The sequence below is a fragment of the Microcystis sp. BLCC-F210 genome (assembly GCF_042134685.1).
Lineage (GTDB): Bacteria > Cyanobacteriota > Cyanobacteriia > Cyanobacteriales > Microcystaceae > Microcystis > Microcystis aeruginosa_D.
In genome coordinates this window covers 756,714-772,975 of record NZ_CP169647.1, presented here as the reverse complement: position 1 = coordinate 772,975, position 16,262 = coordinate 756,714, and the positions used below count along the sequence as shown (strand labels likewise).

The 16,262-nt window shown below is 41.3% G+C and carries 11 protein-coding genes and 2 pseudogenes; 11 read left to right on the top strand and 2 right to left on the bottom strand.

Features of this window, described 5'->3' with window-relative positions; all coding sequences use genetic code 11:
* The first annotated feature begins 316 nt into the window (after positions 1-316).
* From gcvT to ACE3JL_RS03745, 7 genes and pseudogenes are all read left to right on the top strand, one after another.
* Positions 317-1,423 (top strand): glycine cleavage system aminomethyltransferase GcvT, encoded by a 1,107-nt coding sequence (gene gcvT, locus ACE3JL_RS03775; protein ID WP_375328875.1) that lies wholly within the window; start codon positions 317-319, stop codon positions 1,421-1,423.
* A 130-nt stretch (positions 1,424-1,553) separates the two neighbouring features.
* Positions 1,554-3,284: an NFACT family protein gene (locus ACE3JL_RS03770; protein WP_375328874.1), complete on the top strand. Its 1,731-nt coding sequence runs from the start codon at positions 1,554-1,556 to the stop codon at positions 3,282-3,284.
* A 342-nt stretch (positions 3,285-3,626) separates the two neighbouring features.
* Positions 3,627-4,244: a transposase gene (locus ACE3JL_RS03765; RefSeq protein ID WP_375328873.1), complete on the top strand. Its 618-nt coding sequence runs from the start codon at positions 3,627-3,629 to the stop codon at positions 4,242-4,244.
* A gap of 1,428 nt (positions 4,245-5,672) precedes the next feature.
* Positions 5,673-6,520: pseudogene (locus ACE3JL_RS03760) on the top strand (IS630 family transposase).
* A 294-nt stretch (positions 6,521-6,814) separates the two neighbouring features.
* Positions 6,815-7,078, top strand: coding sequence for a HypC/HybG/HupF family hydrogenase formation chaperone (locus ACE3JL_RS03755; RefSeq protein ID WP_002759304.1), 264 nt, complete (start codon positions 6,815-6,817; stop codon positions 7,076-7,078).
* A gap of 116 nt (positions 7,079-7,194) precedes the next feature.
* Entirely contained in the window at positions 7,195-8,307 is a 1,113-nt protein-coding gene (gene hypD, locus ACE3JL_RS03750; protein ID WP_271992101.1) for a hydrogenase formation protein HypD, read from the top strand.
* A gap of 86 nt (positions 8,308-8,393) precedes the next feature.
* A complete protein-coding gene (locus ACE3JL_RS03745) occupies positions 8,394-8,747 on the top strand; it encodes a hypothetical protein (protein WP_271992103.1) in 354 nt (117 codons plus the stop codon).
* On the opposite strand, the gene ACE3JL_RS03740 is transcribed toward ACE3JL_RS03745, so the two are convergent.
* Positions 8,744-9,241, bottom strand: a complete 498-nt coding sequence (locus tag ACE3JL_RS03740; protein ID WP_002785544.1) for an HNH endonuclease — start codon at positions 9,239-9,241, stop codon at positions 8,744-8,746. The genes ACE3JL_RS03745 and ACE3JL_RS03740 overlap by 4 nt on opposite strands.
* 388 nt (positions 9,242-9,629) lie before the next feature.
* Here ACE3JL_RS03740 and ACE3JL_RS03735 point away from each other — a divergent pair.
* The 4 genes and pseudogenes from ACE3JL_RS03735 to ACE3JL_RS03720 all read left to right on the top strand — a co-directional run bounded on the left by ACE3JL_RS03735 (position 9,630) and on the right by ACE3JL_RS03720 (position 15,620).
* Positions 9,630-10,643 (top strand): annotated as a pseudogene (locus ACE3JL_RS03735) (ISKra4 family transposase).
* Positions 10,644-10,742: 99 nt separating this feature from the next.
* Positions 10,743-11,966, top strand: a complete 1,224-nt coding sequence (locus ACE3JL_RS03730; protein WP_375328872.1) for an NAD(P)/FAD-dependent oxidoreductase — start codon at positions 10,743-10,745, stop codon at positions 11,964-11,966.
* Positions 11,967-11,996: 30 nt separating this feature from the next.
* Positions 11,997-13,211 (top strand): S-layer homology domain-containing protein, encoded by a 1,215-nt coding sequence (locus tag ACE3JL_RS03725; RefSeq protein WP_271988658.1) that lies wholly within the window; start codon positions 11,997-11,999, stop codon positions 13,209-13,211.
* 183 nt (positions 13,212-13,394) lie between these two features.
* Complete coding sequence (locus tag ACE3JL_RS03720) at positions 13,395-15,620, top strand: heavy metal translocating P-type ATPase (protein WP_375328871.1); 2,226 nt, start codon at positions 13,395-13,397, stop codon at positions 15,618-15,620.
* A gap of 80 nt (positions 15,621-15,700) precedes the next feature.
* On the opposite strand, the gene ACE3JL_RS03715 is transcribed toward ACE3JL_RS03720, so the two are convergent.
* Positions 15,701-16,072 (bottom strand): four helix bundle protein, encoded by a 372-nt coding sequence (locus ACE3JL_RS03715; protein WP_375328870.1) that lies wholly within the window; start codon positions 16,070-16,072, stop codon positions 15,701-15,703.
* Between the last annotated feature and the right edge of the window lie 190 nt (positions 16,073-16,262).

Here is a 16,262-nt window from a genome sequence, read left to right as displayed (position 1 = left end):
TGGTCACTGATAACTGATAACTGGTCACTGATAACTGATAACTGGTCACTAATAACTGATAACTGGTCACTAATAACTGATAACTGGTCACTAATAACTGATAACTGGTCACTAATAACTGATAACTGGTTACTGATAACTGGTAACTGGTAACTGGTCACTGATAACTGGTAACTGGTCACTGATAACTGGTAACTGGTCACTGATAACTGGTCACTGATAACTGATAACTGATAACTGATAACTGATAACTGGTCACTGATAACTGATAACTGCTATGCTACTCTAGGCAGAAAACCATTCGATCGAGATCACCGTGGCTAACCAAGAAGCAACTTCCCCCGCTATTCGTACCCCTTTATACGACCTAATTGCCCAACAAACCAGCAAATTTACCCCTTTTGCGGGTTGGGAGATGCCGATACAGTTTAGCGGCCTAAAAATCGAACATAATGCTGTCCGCAATGGTGTGGGGATGTTTGACATTTCCCACATGGGCAAATTTATCTTAACTGGAGATAATCTGGTTCAATCTCTCCAAACCCTAGTTCCCTCTAATTTAGCCCGTTTAAGGGCAGGAAAGGCACAGTATAGCGTTTTACTTAACCCGGACGGTGGCATAATCGATGATATTATCTTTTACTACCAAAGCGAAAGCCAAGGCGTATTAATTGTTAATGCCTCAACCACCGATAAAGATCGAGAATGGATTTTAGGCAATTTAGAGGGATCGGGGGTCAAATTAAAGGATTTATCCCGAGAAAGGGTCTTAATCGCCCTGCAAGGACCAAAGGCAGCGACAATTTTACAGCCCTTGATTGGGGAAAAATTAAGCGATTTTGGCCTATTTAATCACTGGGAAAGCCAGCTTTTCGGGGAAAAAGTTTTTATCGCTAGGACCGGTTACACGGGAGAAGATGGCTTTGAAATTATGGCCCCTCCTGAAATCGGACAGCAACTTTGGACAGAATTCTTAAATTTAGGGGTGACTCCCTGCGGTTTGGGGGCCCGGGATACCCTGCGTTTAGAGGCAGCTTTAGCCCTTTATGGACAGGATATCGACGATAGCACGAGTCCCCTAGAGGCTGGCTTAAATTGGTTGGTTCATCTGCCAGAAAAAGGCGATTTTATCGGTCGCAATGTCCTTGAAGACCAAAAACTTAATGGTGTGAATCGGCTCTTGGTAGGATTGCAGATGTCCGGCAAACATATCGCGCGTCACGATTATCCAGTAGTATTCGCTGGGGAAGCGGTGGGTAAAGTCACCAGTGGCACTTTATCACCAACTTTAAACACAGCGATCGCTTTAGCCTATCTTCCCACACCTTTCGCCTCGATCGGACAGGCGATCGAAGTGGAAATCCGCGGCAGCACCTACCCCGCTACCGTCGTCAAAAAACCCTTTTATAAAAGTAAAAAGTAGGGTGCGTTAGCGCAGCGTAACGCACCAAGAAAAAAGGAGCAATAATTTGGTGGGTTACGGCGAACACAAAATCAATACTAAACTGTAGCAGTTACCGTCGCCTAACCCACCCTACAGCTGAATCCTGAAAATGCAATCCCTAGACTTTACCACCCTCAGTGCCACCTGTGCCGAAATTGCCGCCACTTGGCTACCCGCCAGACTAGAACAAGTGTATCAAATTGATCGCCAGACGATCGCCCTCCATTTACGAACCTTTGATCGCAAGGGATGGTTAATTATTTCTTGGCATCCCCAAGGAGCGCGGCTGCATATTGGTGATCCACCGCCGAAAGTCCCTGATACCTTCACTTTTAGCGATCAATTGCGTCATCAACTCAATGGTTTTGCGCTGACAAAATTAGCATTTGTTGCCCCGTGGGAAAGAGTCATCGATCTGCAATTTGCCCAACGTCCCGATGATCCGGCGCTGTGGCATTTATATATAGAAATTATGGGCAAATATAGCAATGTGATTTTAACTGCGGCTGACAATCAAATTGTCACCGTTGCCCATCAAGTCAATGCCACCCAGTCTAGTGTTCGCACCGTACAAACGGGACAAATCTATCAACTACCCCCAGTTTTATTAGGAACAAATCCCAGTTTAGAAGAATCCTTAAGCAGTTGGCAAGCCAGAGTTAGTTTAATCCCTAAAACCATCGAAAAACAGTTAGTTAGTACCTATCGTGGGGTTAGTCCCGTCATCGCTCGATCGCTGTTGCAAAAAGCCAAAATTAACCCGAAATTAAACACGGATCAGTTAGATACTAACGATTGGGAAAAGCTCTTTTTAGCTTGGCAAGAATGGTTAACAATCCTTGAAAATAAAACCTTTCAACCGGGATGGACGAGAGAAGGTTATACAGTGATCGGTGGGGAGATGCTGGCGGCAGCTAAAAATGTTCAAGAATTATTAAACCGTTATTATAGCGAGCAAATTAATCAAGAAAGCTTTCGACAACTACAGCAAAAGTTAAATCAAAAAATTACCTCTTTACTGACTAAACTGCAAACTAAAGCGGCGGGATTTCAAACAAGACTAGCAGAATCCGCTCATGCTGATCGCTATAAACAGCAAGGGGATTTATTAATGGCCAATCTGCAGCAAATACCGCAGGGAATGACTAGCATTACTTTGGCAGATTTCGAGACAGGAAACCCTGTAATTGTTCCTCTCGATCCCGAAAGAAATCCCGTGCAGAATGCCCAATATTTGTATAAACAACATCAGAAATTAAAAAGGGCGCGGTTAGCGGTGGAACCTTTATTAGAGGAAGTGGTTAGTGAAATTAATTATCTCGAACAAGTGCGATCGAGTTTAAGTCAACTAGAAAATTATAGCAGCAGCGAAGATTTACAGACCCTAGACGAGATACAAGAAGAATTAATCCAACAGAAGTATCTAGAAAGCAATTACCAGCGTAATCGGGCGAATAATAAAGAATCCGAACCCATGCGCTTTACTACTCCCTCTGGAATAGAATTATGGATTGGCAAAAATAACCGTCAAAATGATCGGCTAACTTTTCGTAGTGCCAGCGATTACGATATCTGGTTTCATAGTCAAGAAATCGCTGGTAGTCACGTTTTACTCCGTTTAAACCCCGGTACAGTTCCAGAAGCCGCCGATCTGCAATTTGCCGCCGATTACGCCGCTTATTATAGTCGCGCTCGCCATAGTGAACAGGTTCCCGTCGTCTATACCCGTCCCAAATACGTCTATAAACCCAAAGGAGCCAAGCCCGGTATGGTGGTTTACAAACAGGAAACGGTAATCTGGGGCTGTCCTCAGAGGGTTGATGATTACCGCAAAAAATAATTTTTTACCAAATTGTTTACTTTTTTTTACACAAAATGGGTATTGTCTGTTACAATTTTTACCAGAGAGATAAATGCAGTTCAGGCGCTTGGGAACGCAAGAACTATATTTCCTCGGATTACAACAACAAACAACAGCAAACCAGTGGTAGCAGCCGATGGTCGGGGGAAAGACACCAAAAACCGACTATTCAGGTGATGTTAAAGCGACCACTGGTATTTTATTCTCACCTAACTGGTTCTATCACTTTCCTCAACTTTCTTTCAGGTTTCCGAGACTTATTGCCCAGATGAATGATATTAAATCCTGTTATAATAAAACAAGTAAAGACGAGGAAATAAAATGCCCAAGAAAGCTTACTTAGCCGAACATCTGAGTTCAGAGGAACTGAAAGATAGATACAGAAGCAGTCAAGACTCAGTGGAAACAAGAAGATGGCACTTGTTGTGGAAAATATCCTTAGGATGGACAATCAAAAATGCGGCGGTAGCTGTGGGGTTAGATTATCAATATAGTTTTAGAATTCTCAAGAAATATAATGAATTAGGAGAAGAAGGAGTTAAAAATCTCAAGAAAAAAAGTGTAGAACATCGGAGAGGAAAAGAACCTTTATTGAAGGAAGAACAATTTCAAAAATTAAAAGAAGAACTGAAAGAACGTCCTGCGGATGGAGGAATTTGGACAGGACCGAAGGTAGCCAGATGGATAGAAAAGGAAACGGGGCGAGAAAAAGTTTGGAATCAAAGGGGATGGGATTACCTAAAAAAGTCGAGATATTCTTGTCAAAAACCCAGGGCAAAACATAAAAAGGGAGACCCAGTTGAACAAGAAAAATTCAAGCAAAATTTACCAGTAAAAGTCCAAGAATTAAGAGATAAATTTCCTAGTTCTCCAGTAGAAGTCTGGTTCTTTAATCCAATGAATGCAACGCAGAAGCGATCGAGATTATTAAATCTCTAGAAGTCGATGCGATTATTCTAGAGCCTACGGGTTACTGGTATGCAAGCTTCTGGGTTAATTGCGCTAAGAAGTTAGGATGAGACATTCAATAGATATCTCATCAGCAAGCCAAGATAAGTCGGCAGCACTACTTTAAGACTAAAAATAAAGATGATTATCTTGGCGCTCTAACCATTGCCATAACTTATTTCGACAAATCAGGGTTAGATGATCTAGGCAATCCCCCGATCTTAAACAATTACGACGATGACTCGATCAACTTGTTGCGTCGGACTTTTCACGAACGGGAACAACTAGATAAAAACAAAAATTCTTTGATTAACCAACTTAGACAGCGATTATGTTGTGAACACCTAGAAATCGCTCAAAAAGACTTTGAATATATCGGGGTTAAGGGCTGTAATCCTACGTTAGGACATAAGCTAAGACGCATTTAAACCGCTTATTTTTAAATTAGCCGAACCTCCCCCAATCCCTTTACTGTTGCCTTTTGCCTCGTCTCAACAAGCAATTTAAATTACGAACAGCTTATCGCTGGTTTGTTGAAAAACCCACGGATTAAAGCCACGGCCGGGACTGAAATTAGCGAATATAGCCAGTTATTGGGCTCTCTTGGATTTGGTGGGTAAAATGTATTCTAAGATATATTCCTCCTAGCGAGGGGGTGGAACGAACCACAAAGACACAAAGGAGACAAAGATTGATCGATCATATTGTAAGTTAAACTTATCACACAGAACCTAGAAGAGCCGTTATTGGCTAATGACATCATAATGTACGAGACTAGAATATTTTCTAAAGAACAGGAGCTAAGAGAGATTTTAGACTTAGAACAGTTTAAGCTTTATCGTCAAGTCTTTAATCAATTTTGCTTTGGTACTATAACTCAAAGCTTACTAATTTTGCACTGCTATCCTATAGAAAGATTCTTGGTCAACGGGAAACCCTACTTTAGAGGTGATCACGATATCAGCTTAAGAAAGTTTCAAGCTTATCTATGTTTAGGGTATTGCTATCAAATTTCAGGAGACACATCCGCAAAACAGGACAAGGTTAAAAAGTCGTGGAAGGGTTCCGACTTAATGCGCTCTCATTTATATGCTCATGCAATGGTGACTATTTGCCCGAATAAACCCGCTAAAACCGAGATTACAACTAAACTTAACAACTCTTAGCTAAATCCGAGGAAACACACCTATTGTACTCGCAACGAAAAAACCGGGGAAAAAATCGAAGTCATCCAAGAGTTACCAAGTTTTAAGGCATTGGGTAAAGATGGGCTATGTCGCTTACTTTTTTACGAAACCCAGCTACTTTATCAACTTTTGACACGGAATTTATTAAAGTGATGTATAGTCATTTCAAATAAGTGTGAGACGAGGGAAAAATAAGGTAAAATGAAGAGAAACGAGCAATCCATACAGAAAAATGTCTTATAGCCTAGACTTGAGAAAAAAAGTGATCGATTATGTAGAGAATGGGGGAAGCATAACCAAAGCCGCCGCTCTATTTAATATAGGAAGAGCGACGATATATAGATGGCTAGGTAGGGAAAAACTGGAAGCAACAAAGGTAAAACACCGTCAGAGAAAGCTGGACTGGAAAGCACTGTCAAAAGATGTCCAAGAAAATCCCGAGGCAAGATTAAGAGACAGAGCCGAGAAGTTTGGAGTGAGACCAAGTGCCATTTGCTATGCCTTAAAAAAATGAAAATTACCAGAAAAAAGAAGGAACTTCGTTATAGAGAAAGAAACCGAGAAGAAAGAATGAAATACTACAGAGTGCTGAGAGAATTGATTAAAAAATATGGAAGTGAAAGCCTTGTATTTATTGATGAGTCAGGGTTTGAAGAATTTCAAGCCTGCCTTTATGCTTGGTCAAAAAAAGGGAAGAAAGTATTGGGAGATAGACAAGGAAAACGAGGAAAAAGAGAAAACCTTGTCGCCGGGAGAAGAAAGGGAAAAAAAGACTTTATTGCACCGATGGTATTTACGAGAAGCCTGAATGCCGAAGGTTTTGAAGGGTGGTTATCTTTATATTTATTGCCCTCTCTAACCATAACATCAGTATTAATTATGGATAATGCACCAATTCATCGGAAGACAGTCATTAAACAACTGGTAGAAGAAGCAGGTCATCAGGTAGTGTTTTTGCCAAAATACTCTCCTGATTTAAATGATATCGAACATGATTTTAGTGCATTAAAGAGGGCAAGAATGTATGCTCCTGTGGGGACAACCCTTGATGAAATTATTCGTACTTATTGTGTCGCCTAGTGTCTCGTTCTTATTTGAAATAACTATAGTCCCTAATACAAAAGTTTTACCCCTGCTGAGATATTGTCCACGGTTCAGGACGGGGGAAATCTTAAAAAAGATATGGGAAAAAAAGCTGTTCTTGAGGGCAATAGTCCAGAATGGCAGGTAGGACTAAGTTAAAAGGATAACCTTTGACTGTATAGCGTTTCTCAGAGGAATGAAGTATGACCTGATTCTCCGTTGCTCTTATCAATTTCTAGGCAAAAAATCAGCGCATAATTAGGAAAAACTAGATTTTTTAAGGTAAAAACTATGTGTTTAGGCATACCAGGACAAATTACAGCAATCATTGATGAAAACCATCATCTCGCTCTCGTCGATGTGGGGGGTGTAAAAAGAGAAGTAAATATTACTTGCATTGTTGATGAAGACCATCCCGCTAATACTTGTGTAGGGGATTGGGTATTAGTTCATGTGGGTTTTGCTATGAATCGAATCGATGAAGATGAGGCGCAAGAAACCTTAAATTTATTAACACAATTAGCGGAATTAGAGGCAGAATTTAATCATAATTAATGTTCTTAAAATAGTCACCCATAAATTAATGCTGTTGTCTATCTCTAAGAAATGTAAATTACGGCAATTATTAATGACAAACGACAGCTAAAAATTATAATTAAAGGAGATAAACTATGAAATACGTTGACGAATTTCGTGATCCAGTTAAAGCGGCAGGATTAATTCAACAAATTGAACAATTATCGATAAGAATCTCTGAAAAACGGCAAAAAGTTACTAAAATTATGGAGGTTTGTGGAGGTCATACCCACTCAATTTTTAGATACGGTATCGAGGCAATACTTCCGGAAACTATCGAATTAATTCATGGTCCTGGATGTCCCGTTTGTGTTATGCCGCGAGGTCGTTTAGATGATGCCATTTTTCTCGCACAAAAACCGAACGTAATTCTGACAACTTTTGGCGATACTATGCGTGTCCCCGGTTCCCATTTGAGTCTGCTACAAGCACGTGCAAAAGGTGATGATATTCGCATGGTTTATTCTCCTCGCGATGCCTTAAAAATTGCCAGAGAAAATCTAGATAAAGAAGTAATATTTCTAGCATTAGGTTTTGAAACCACCGTTCCTAGCACCGCTTTAACTGTTTTAGAAGCCCAAAGAGATGGTATCACTAATTTTAGTTTATTTTCTAATCATGTGGTGATTATTCCTGCTCTGAAAGCTTTGTTGGATAACCCAGATTTACAGTTAGATGGTTTTGTTGGTCCTGGTCATGTTAGCATGGTAATTGGCACAGGACCCTATCAAGTTATTGCCCAAGAATATCATAAACCTGTGGTAGTTTCTGGGTTTGAACCCTTGGATATTCTCCAATCAATTTGGATGGTATTAAAACAATTAGATGAGCAGAGATGTGAGATCGAAAATCAGTACGATCGAGTGGTACAAAATCAAGGAAATAGAGTCGCTTTATCGGCAATCAAGCAAGTTTTTGAACTGCGGGATCAGTTTGAATGGCGAGGTTTAGGAGAAATTGCACAAGGAGGGTTAAAACTGCGGGATGAATACAGCAATTTTGATGCGGAGAAAAAATTTACCCTACCCAATCAGCGTGTTAAAGATCACAAAGCTTGTCAGTGTGGCGAAATTCTTAAGGGTGTTTTAAAACCCTGGGAATGTAAAGTATTTGGTACTGCTTGTACTCCCGAACATCCCATCGGTACTTGTATGGTTTCTAGTGAAGGTGCTTGTGCTGCTTATTATAAGTATGGCAGACATCAGTAAATTTTTTTACTGATTAGTGTCCTTTCCCGCGAGGAAACGCTAGAATTTTCAGAGAAAAAATTAACAATCTTTCGGTAAAAAAAAAGATGAAAATCAAAAATAATCTCGGTTTATTTGGCGTAACCACCTCTCTACTACTAGTTATCGCTTCAGAAATCGTTCTTGCTTCCCAAGAACAAACCCTAGAACTGCCACCAAGTCAACCCCCCAGCGCCGATTTTTTCAAACCCGTCACCAATCTAATTAAAGATTTAAATCATCAAGGAGTAACTATCACTGATCCTAATGATCCCATGGCGGTGCGCTACCGAGTCAATACCCCCTGTCGCGGTTGTGCGGTTTATCTAGGCACGGGAGTTGCCAATCCTCGCACCCAGACTAATAATAATGGCATGGGAATCAATTTTGGACTTGGTTTCACCATGCCTTTTTCACCCTAAATCCCGATGACATATTTACGCCATTCGTGATTGTGATTCCCCCTCGTGTGCTTTAATAGCTCAAAGTGGAGACTGCTGTAGGGACGACGCGGCTGGGCGCGTAGGGACATATTGGCCTCTTTTGGTGTACGATTGCCCTTATGCACATTACAACGCACACAAGCCGCCACTAAATTCTCCCAAGTGTCACCCCCTCCGCGAGAACGGGGAATCACATGATCGATGGTTAATTGTTCACCTCGGTAGAGACAGTATTGACAGGTGTGATGATCTCGTTCGAGAATATTACGACGGGTTAAAGGAATTTCCTTGTAGGGAACACGGACATATTGCCTAAGACGGATAACGGAAGGTAGGGGTAAGTCACGACAAACCACTTTTCCGTTATGTTCTAGGGATTCAGCTTTTCCTTTCAACAATAAAACGATCGCGCGCCGCCAACTGGTAATATTTAGCGGTTCGTAGGAAGCATTCAACACGAGAACCTTGCTCATAGGTGTCTGGAGATCGCTTGAATTTACCCCGAATGGTAACACAGATAACTGGGATTGGAACCTATTATACTTAATTCGTTGAGTATAGATCCGGTAGGATGCGTGTTTGCGGTTACTAATTCTGACAAAAAAACAAGTTAATAATCCGCGCCCTACGCACCAACTTGATTATTAAATTGGTGGGCTAATTCTTTGTACCAATCCCATCACACAAATGCCTATCTTCCTCCTTAACACCAGAATTAGGATTCTCCAAATAAACCCGCACCCAATCGCAACTACGCTCCATTAAAGCGTTTAGGGAGCAAGTCAGTTTTGCAGAAGAGTACGCTGGAGACCGGTAGAAGAATCGAGTAAAATAGGGATATATCAAAGGAGGAAACGGTCAATGAACCCAGAAAACCAGAAAAAACTTCAAGAATACGCCCGAGGAATCGCCGAAATTCTCTATCAAGAGGCCGCTCCCGAAGACTTAGCCAGTTTAGGGGATATTGAAAAAACGATCCGACAACAGACTTTAGATTATGTTACCCCCCAATTAGGAATTTTTTTATCGAAAAAACAACGGGAACAAAAGCGGGACGAGAAAGAATTCTAAAAAGTATAATCGGTCAACTACCCGTCAGCGAAAAACAAGCGGAGTATTTACATCTGGAATCCCATCAAAGAATTAGTCCAGCTTTAGAGGAATGTTGTTTAAGGTTACGTGCCACGGTTTCTTACAAGAATGCTGAAAAGGATCTACCCAAATACACGGGAATAAAAGTTTCCGAGAAAACGTTACAAAGAATTGTCGAGCGCCACGAGTTTCCCGAGGAAGAAGTAAGAGAAACTATCAAAGAAATTAGCTTGGATGGTGGGAAAGTACGCTCTTTGAACGGAGACAAAAGGAGAATCGTGCGTTTGTAAAGATTAGAAGGCGATCCAGGCAGATAATCTAGTGACCAAAGCCACGTTCAGGGAAAACGAGGTTTTAATCGAGTGGGTAAATCGGCAAGAGTTGTCCGATGCTCTAACCTGTCTAGGAGACGATCATCCGTGGATATGGAAAATCATCGGACAGATCGAAGCCCCAGTCGAAAAACGAGAGGTTTTAGATTGGTTTCATCTGGTGGAAAGCTTGTTATGGAAGGGAAAAGTCGAGGAAACTATCGCTTTATTCTCTTCTTTATCGAAAAAACAAGCGGAAAATTTCTGTAATTACTTGAGAGAGCATTGTCATCGAATAATCGATTATTCTTATTTTCAAGAGAACGAAATTTGTTCGATTGGTTCAGGAGCGGTGGAATCAACGATTAAACAAATCGATAGACGCTTGAAAATTTCGGGAGCGCAATGGAATGAAAGGAATGTACCTCAAGTTCTCAAACTTCGTTGTGCGTACCTGAACGGAACACTTTGAACGAGGCTTGGTACGTTTGTTCTGGCAAAATTGACTTGCTCCCGGGCAATTTAGAGTAAAATAGAGGCAAGTTAGCACGATTAGGCTAGGGAGTAAATCATGGATTATGATGTAGTAATTATTGGGGGGGGACCGGCGGGAGGTCACTGTGGTAGATTATTAAGTGAAAAAGGTTATCGTGTTCTTTTAGTGGAACAACATTCTAGTTGGCAAGATAATAATTTTTCTAGTGCCGCTTCTCCCCTAGAAATTTTAGAACAATTCAATCTCCCCGAAACCGTAGTGGCTAGGTTTTGGAAAAATATCGAAATTATCTCCACTAGCATACATCATTTTTGGTCATCAGCGCAACCTTTAGGGGTAGTTTTTGATTTTGCCAAGTTGCGAGAGTTTTTAGCTGCAGAAGTGCTGCGTTGTGGGGGAGAAGTTCGTTTAGGTTGTCGTTATCTGAAATATCAACAAGCGGAGAATCAGCTAACTGTTTTCTTGAAATCAAAAGGCGAGGAAATCGAGACAGTTACTACTCGTTTATTGGTTGATGCTACGGGATACGCTAGAGCAGTTATCTATAAACATAGACGAGAAAAACCTGATTTTTTAAAAGCAGTGGGTATTGAATATTTAATTGCTGTACCAGAAATAGATTATCAAAAATATCAAGATAATTTAGTGTTTTTTCTCGGTCACAAATGGAGTCCTAAAGGTTATAGCTGGATTTTTCCTATGGATAATCAGCAATTAAAAATAGGAGCTGCTTGGTTAGAGGGAGAACATCCTTATGTTTCTGAAGTTAAGCCTTTAAAAAGTTATGTTACACAAATTATGCAAACCTACATGAATCTCTCTAAATATGATACAATTGACAGCCATGGTTCTATTTTAGAATACTCACTCAATCTGCAAGATATTTATTATCAAGAACCGAATATTATAGCGATTGGTGATGCGGTTTCTACGGTTAACTTTTTAGGAGGGGAAGGTATTCGCTATGCTATGAAAGGAGCCGAAATTGCTTGTCAATACATGGAAGAATATTTACAGGGAAAATCGAGGAGTTTTACCGATTATCAACAGCGGATGCAAGAATATTTTCAGCCAAAATGGAATTTATCCGATCGCCTCAGTCGCCAAGTTTATTTAGAGTATAGTGATGCGCGTATTGATCAAGGAGTATTCTATCTCAAGTATCTTTCTACCCAAGATATAATCGACATTTTATTTTACTATAAATTTGAAAAATATACAAAAGGATTAGGAAGATTTCTGCTGAGGAAATTACGTCAATGGTGGCGCAAAATTTTCTCTAGTCAAAAACCTGAGTAAATAAGCTAGGATAAAGCTAAGGAAACAATATTGGTAAAGACCGTGAGTAAGTTTATTCGCTACAGTACAATTATCACCCTGCTGGGCATTTTAGCAGCCTGTAGTGGCAATCCTGACCTAGAAAATCGTCTGGCTGCCGATCCTAATCTACAAACAAATCCCACACCAGAAAATTCTCCTAATAACAGGCAATTACCCGCAAATTTTCCCGCAGAAATTCCTCGATATAGTCAATCAGAATTATTATCCGTGCAGACAAATCCTGATAATACTGGTGGACAAACCCGTTGGCAATCCAACGATCCCAGCAATGCGATCGAGGCTTTTTATCAACAGGAATTAGTTAATAATAATTGGCAAATTATTACTCCCTTTTCTGGGGAAGGAGTTAATAGTACCCTAACGGCCCGTCGAGATAATTTAGAGTTAACTATCACCATAACTGCCACTTCTCCCAATACCGAATATAGCCTCGATTATCGTCCAATAGGAACCCCAATTGCGTCCCCTAGTCCCTCCCCTAGTCCCTCCCTTAGTCCCTCCCCGTTACCCAATCTTAATCCCACCAGTTTTAACGATCTCGAATCCTTACCTAATCCCTTAAAGAGCCACATTCAAGACTTAGCTAGATTAGGAGTATTAACAGGTAATAACAATCAGTTTAACCCTAATGATACAATAACGCGCCGAGAATTTGCTCGCTGGTTATTACAGGCTAATAATGCCATTTATGCTAATGTAGCGGGTAAACAAATCCGTTTAGCTACTGCCAATAGTTCCCCGACTTTTAGTGATGTTAAAAATAACGATCCCGATTATATTTATATTCAAGGACTAGCAGAAGCGGGGTTAATTCCCTCTCCTTTAACGGGAGATAGTAGCGCCATTTTATTCCGTCCCAATGCTCCTTTAACCCGGGAAGATTTAATCGCTTGGAAAGTGCCATTAGATATTAGAAAAGCTTTACCGAGCGCCAATCTTGATACGATTAAAAATACTTGGGGTTTTCAGGATACTAATAAAATTAACCCGCAGCTGGTGCGCGCTCTTTATGCCGATTTTCAAAATGCTGAACAAGCTAATATTCGGCGAGTTTTTGGTTTTACTACCCTATTTCAGCCAAAAAGACCAGTAACTCGCGCTGAAGCTGCCGCTACTTTATGGTATTTTGGCTTTCAGGGTGATGGTGTTTCTGCTGCCGACGCTGTGCAAGGTCAAGATACGCAACAGAGTGGGGTTAACTGAAATTTGTCCATAAAAACTAAGGGTGTGTTAGGAAAACACAGACACTCTTTTTGACATTTCTTCATATCTATTCAGAAAAATTAACAAAGGATTCTTGACCCTGCAGCTAGGGGAATATTTTATCCTAAAGATATAACTCTGCTGCAGGGGATTTTGTTGCTGACTTCCGCTGCTATTAACATTATGACCCATCAAACTCTCAAACTCGCCGGGATGAGTTGCGCTGGTTGTGCTAATTCGATCGAGCGGATAATTAAATCTATCCCCGGAGTGACTCAATGTCAAGTTAATTTTGGCATGGAACAGGTGGATGTGGACTATGACCCCAAGCGTACCGATCTTAACACTATTCAAGCAAAAGTTAGGGATGCCGGTTTCCAGGCCACACCGGTAACAGAAATTAATCTCGAATCCAGGCCAGAAAAAGAACTTCTCCCTAAACTATTGATCGCTATTGTTATTAGTATCATACTTTTTATCGGTTCTTTACCGATGATGACGGGTTTATCTCTATCTTTTATTCCCCATTGGTTACACGATCCTTTACTACAATTAATTCTCGCTACTCCCGTCCAATTTTGGTGCGGTCAAAGTTTTTATAAAAATGCGTGGAAAGCTTTTAAAAATCGCACTGCCACCATGGACACTTTAGTAGTTTTGGGAACCAGTGCCGCCTATTTTTATTCCCTGTTTTTAACCTTCGGGAGCGATTTTATCGAAAAACAGGGATTTAATTCCCATGTCTATTACGAAGCGTCAGCTATCGTCATTACTCTGATTTTACTCGGTCGTTTCCTCGAAAAACGGGCCAGAAAAGAAACGGCTGCCGCGATTAAACAATTAATGGGATTACAGGCAAAAACTGCTAGGGTGATTAGGGAAGAGCAGACGCTAGATCTACCAATAGAAGAGGTGAAAGTAGGAGATATAATTTTAGTGCGTCCGGGGGAAAAAATTCCCGTCGATGGCATAATTATCCAAGGCAGTTCTAGCATTGATGAATCGATGGTGACGGGGGAAAGTTTACCCGTGCGAAAAACCGTCAATCAACAGGTAATCGGTGCGACAATTAATAAAACTGGTAGCCTACAAATGCAAGCGTTACGGGTGGGAAAAGATACGGTTTTAGCTCAGATTGTTCGATTAGTGCAAACCGCGCAAACATCAAAAGCACCTATACAAAGATTAGTCGATCGAGTGACCGCTTATTTTGTGCCGGTGGTGATGATTATTGCGGTAATAACTTTCCTATTTTGGATTCTCCGCACGGGTAATCTCACCCTCGCTTTGATTACAATGGTGGAAGTCCTAATCATCGCTTGTCCCTGTGCGCTAGGATTAGCTACACCCACCTCGATTATGGTGGGAACAGGACAGGGAGCAAAACAGGGAATTTTAATTAAAAATGCCGAAAGTTTAGAATTAGCTCATGGTATTACTACTATTGTCCTCGATAAAACGGGAACTCTCACCCAAGGTAAACCAACGGTGACGGACTTCTTGACTCGCGAGGGGGTGAGGGATGGACGGGAATTATCGCTGCTGCAGTTAGTCGTATCGGTGGAGAATCATTCTGAACACCCGCTAGGAGAAGCAATAGTTAAATATGGGCAGTTAAACCAGATTAAAACCCTAGAAGTAAGCGAATTTGACTCAATAACTGGGTCAGGAGTGCAGGGGAAAGTCGGGTCAGATTTCGTGCAAATCGGTACACAACAATGGTTAGAAAGTCAAGGGATCGAAACAAAAGTTCTTAAAAAAGTCGCCCACGATTGGGAATGGCAGAAAAAAACCGTAGCTTGGATAGCGGTTAACGGGGGTTTAGAGGGGTTGATCGCAATTTCCGACGTTTTAAAACCTTTTTCTTCCTCAGTGGTCGCCAAGCTCAAAAAAATGGGATTAGAGGTGATGATGATGACGGGGGACAACCTCGAAACCGCAGAGGCGATCGCCAGCGAGTTGGGTATCCGGCGCTTTTTTGCCGCACTCCGTCCCCAAGAAAAAGCCGAAAAAATCGAATATTTGCAGAAAAAAGGGAAAATAGTCGCCATGGTTGGCGATGGCATCAATGATGCGATCGCATTGGCACAAGCGGACTTAGGTATTGCTATTGGCACGGGGACCGATATAGCGATCGCCGCAAGCGATATAACCCTAATTTCGGGAGATTTACAGGGAATTGTGACCGCTATTGAGTTAAGTCGGGCAACAATGGGAAATATCAAACAAAATCTCTTTTTTGCTTTTATTTATAACCTGATTGCTATTCCCATCGCTGCCGGAGTCCTCTATCCTTTTCTGCTCAATCCGATTATTGCCGGTGCTGCCATGGCTTTAAGTTCCCTTTCCGTGGTGACAAATGCCTTGCGATTGCGTCGAGTTCATCCCAGGGTGGGGAGTGGGGTGTAGGGTGTAGGGTGTGGGGTGTAGGGTGTGGGGTGTGGGGTGTAGGGTGTGGGGTGTAGGGTGTGGGGTGTGGGGTGTAGGGGTTATTTATTTTCAAGGGAAAGAATCAAAGTTAGCAGGAGTCGGCCTACTGATTCACATTGATTAAGAATAGGATTGACGCTCTGAGGGGAAGCTAGTTCAACTCTTTGAGAGATTAACCAATGAGTCTCCAACTCTTTGAGAGAACCTTGAGCTATGTACAAAAATTGGATGTATTCTCCCCTGGTTTTGCGTCCATACCCCTCGGCAATATTCGCTGCTATTGACACCGAAGCTCGGCGAATCTGTGTTGTCATCCCATAAAGCTCTTCTTTGGGAAAAGTTTTAGTGAGACGATAGCAACTTTCAGCTAAATTTACGGACTCCTGCCAAACTCTTAAATCTCGGTAAGATTGAATTTTTGAATCCGCCATAGATTTTATCAACTTATCCCTATAGCCTACACTCTACACCCTGTCTCAAACCAAAAGATTGTACTACAATTTCCAGTACCCAGTTTCAATGCAAAGGGGGATAATTTTCGTTAACAATTCTTAAGGAAAAACTAGAAAAATTAGCTGTACGGGGGATGATACCGTAGAAAAGGCAATAGAATAATCATCG

Bases quoted from the DNA above. Each gene is read 5' to 3' on its own strand.
- hypD (WP_271992101.1), top strand. From the start codon at position 7,195: ATGAAATACGTTGACGAATTTCGTGATCCAGTTAAAGCGGCAGGATTA.
- ACE3JL_RS03765 (WP_375328873.1), top strand. From the start codon at position 3,627: ATGCCCAAGAAAGCTTACTTAGCCGAACATCTGAGTTCAGAGGAACTG.
- ACE3JL_RS03715 (WP_375328870.1), bottom strand. From the start codon at position 16,072: ATGGCGGATTCAAAAATTCAATCTTACCGAGATTTAAGAGTTTGGCAG.
- ACE3JL_RS03740 (WP_002785544.1), bottom strand. From the start codon at position 9,241: ATGAGCAAGGTTCTCGTGTTGAATGCTTCCTACGAACCGCTAAATATT.
- ACE3JL_RS03745 (WP_271992103.1), top strand. From the start codon at position 8,394: ATGAAAATCAAAAATAATCTCGGTTTATTTGGCGTAACCACCTCTCTA.
- ACE3JL_RS03755 (WP_002759304.1), top strand. From the start codon at position 6,815: ATGTGTTTAGGCATACCAGGACAAATTACAGCAATCATTGATGAAAAC.
- ACE3JL_RS03730 (WP_375328872.1), top strand. From the start codon at position 10,743: ATGGATTATGATGTAGTAATTATTGGGGGGGGACCGGCGGGAGGTCAC.
- ACE3JL_RS03770 (WP_375328874.1), top strand. From the start codon at position 1,554: ATGCAATCCCTAGACTTTACCACCCTCAGTGCCACCTGTGCCGAAATT.
- ACE3JL_RS03720 (WP_375328871.1), top strand. From the start codon at position 13,395: ATGACCCATCAAACTCTCAAACTCGCCGGGATGAGTTGCGCTGGTTGT.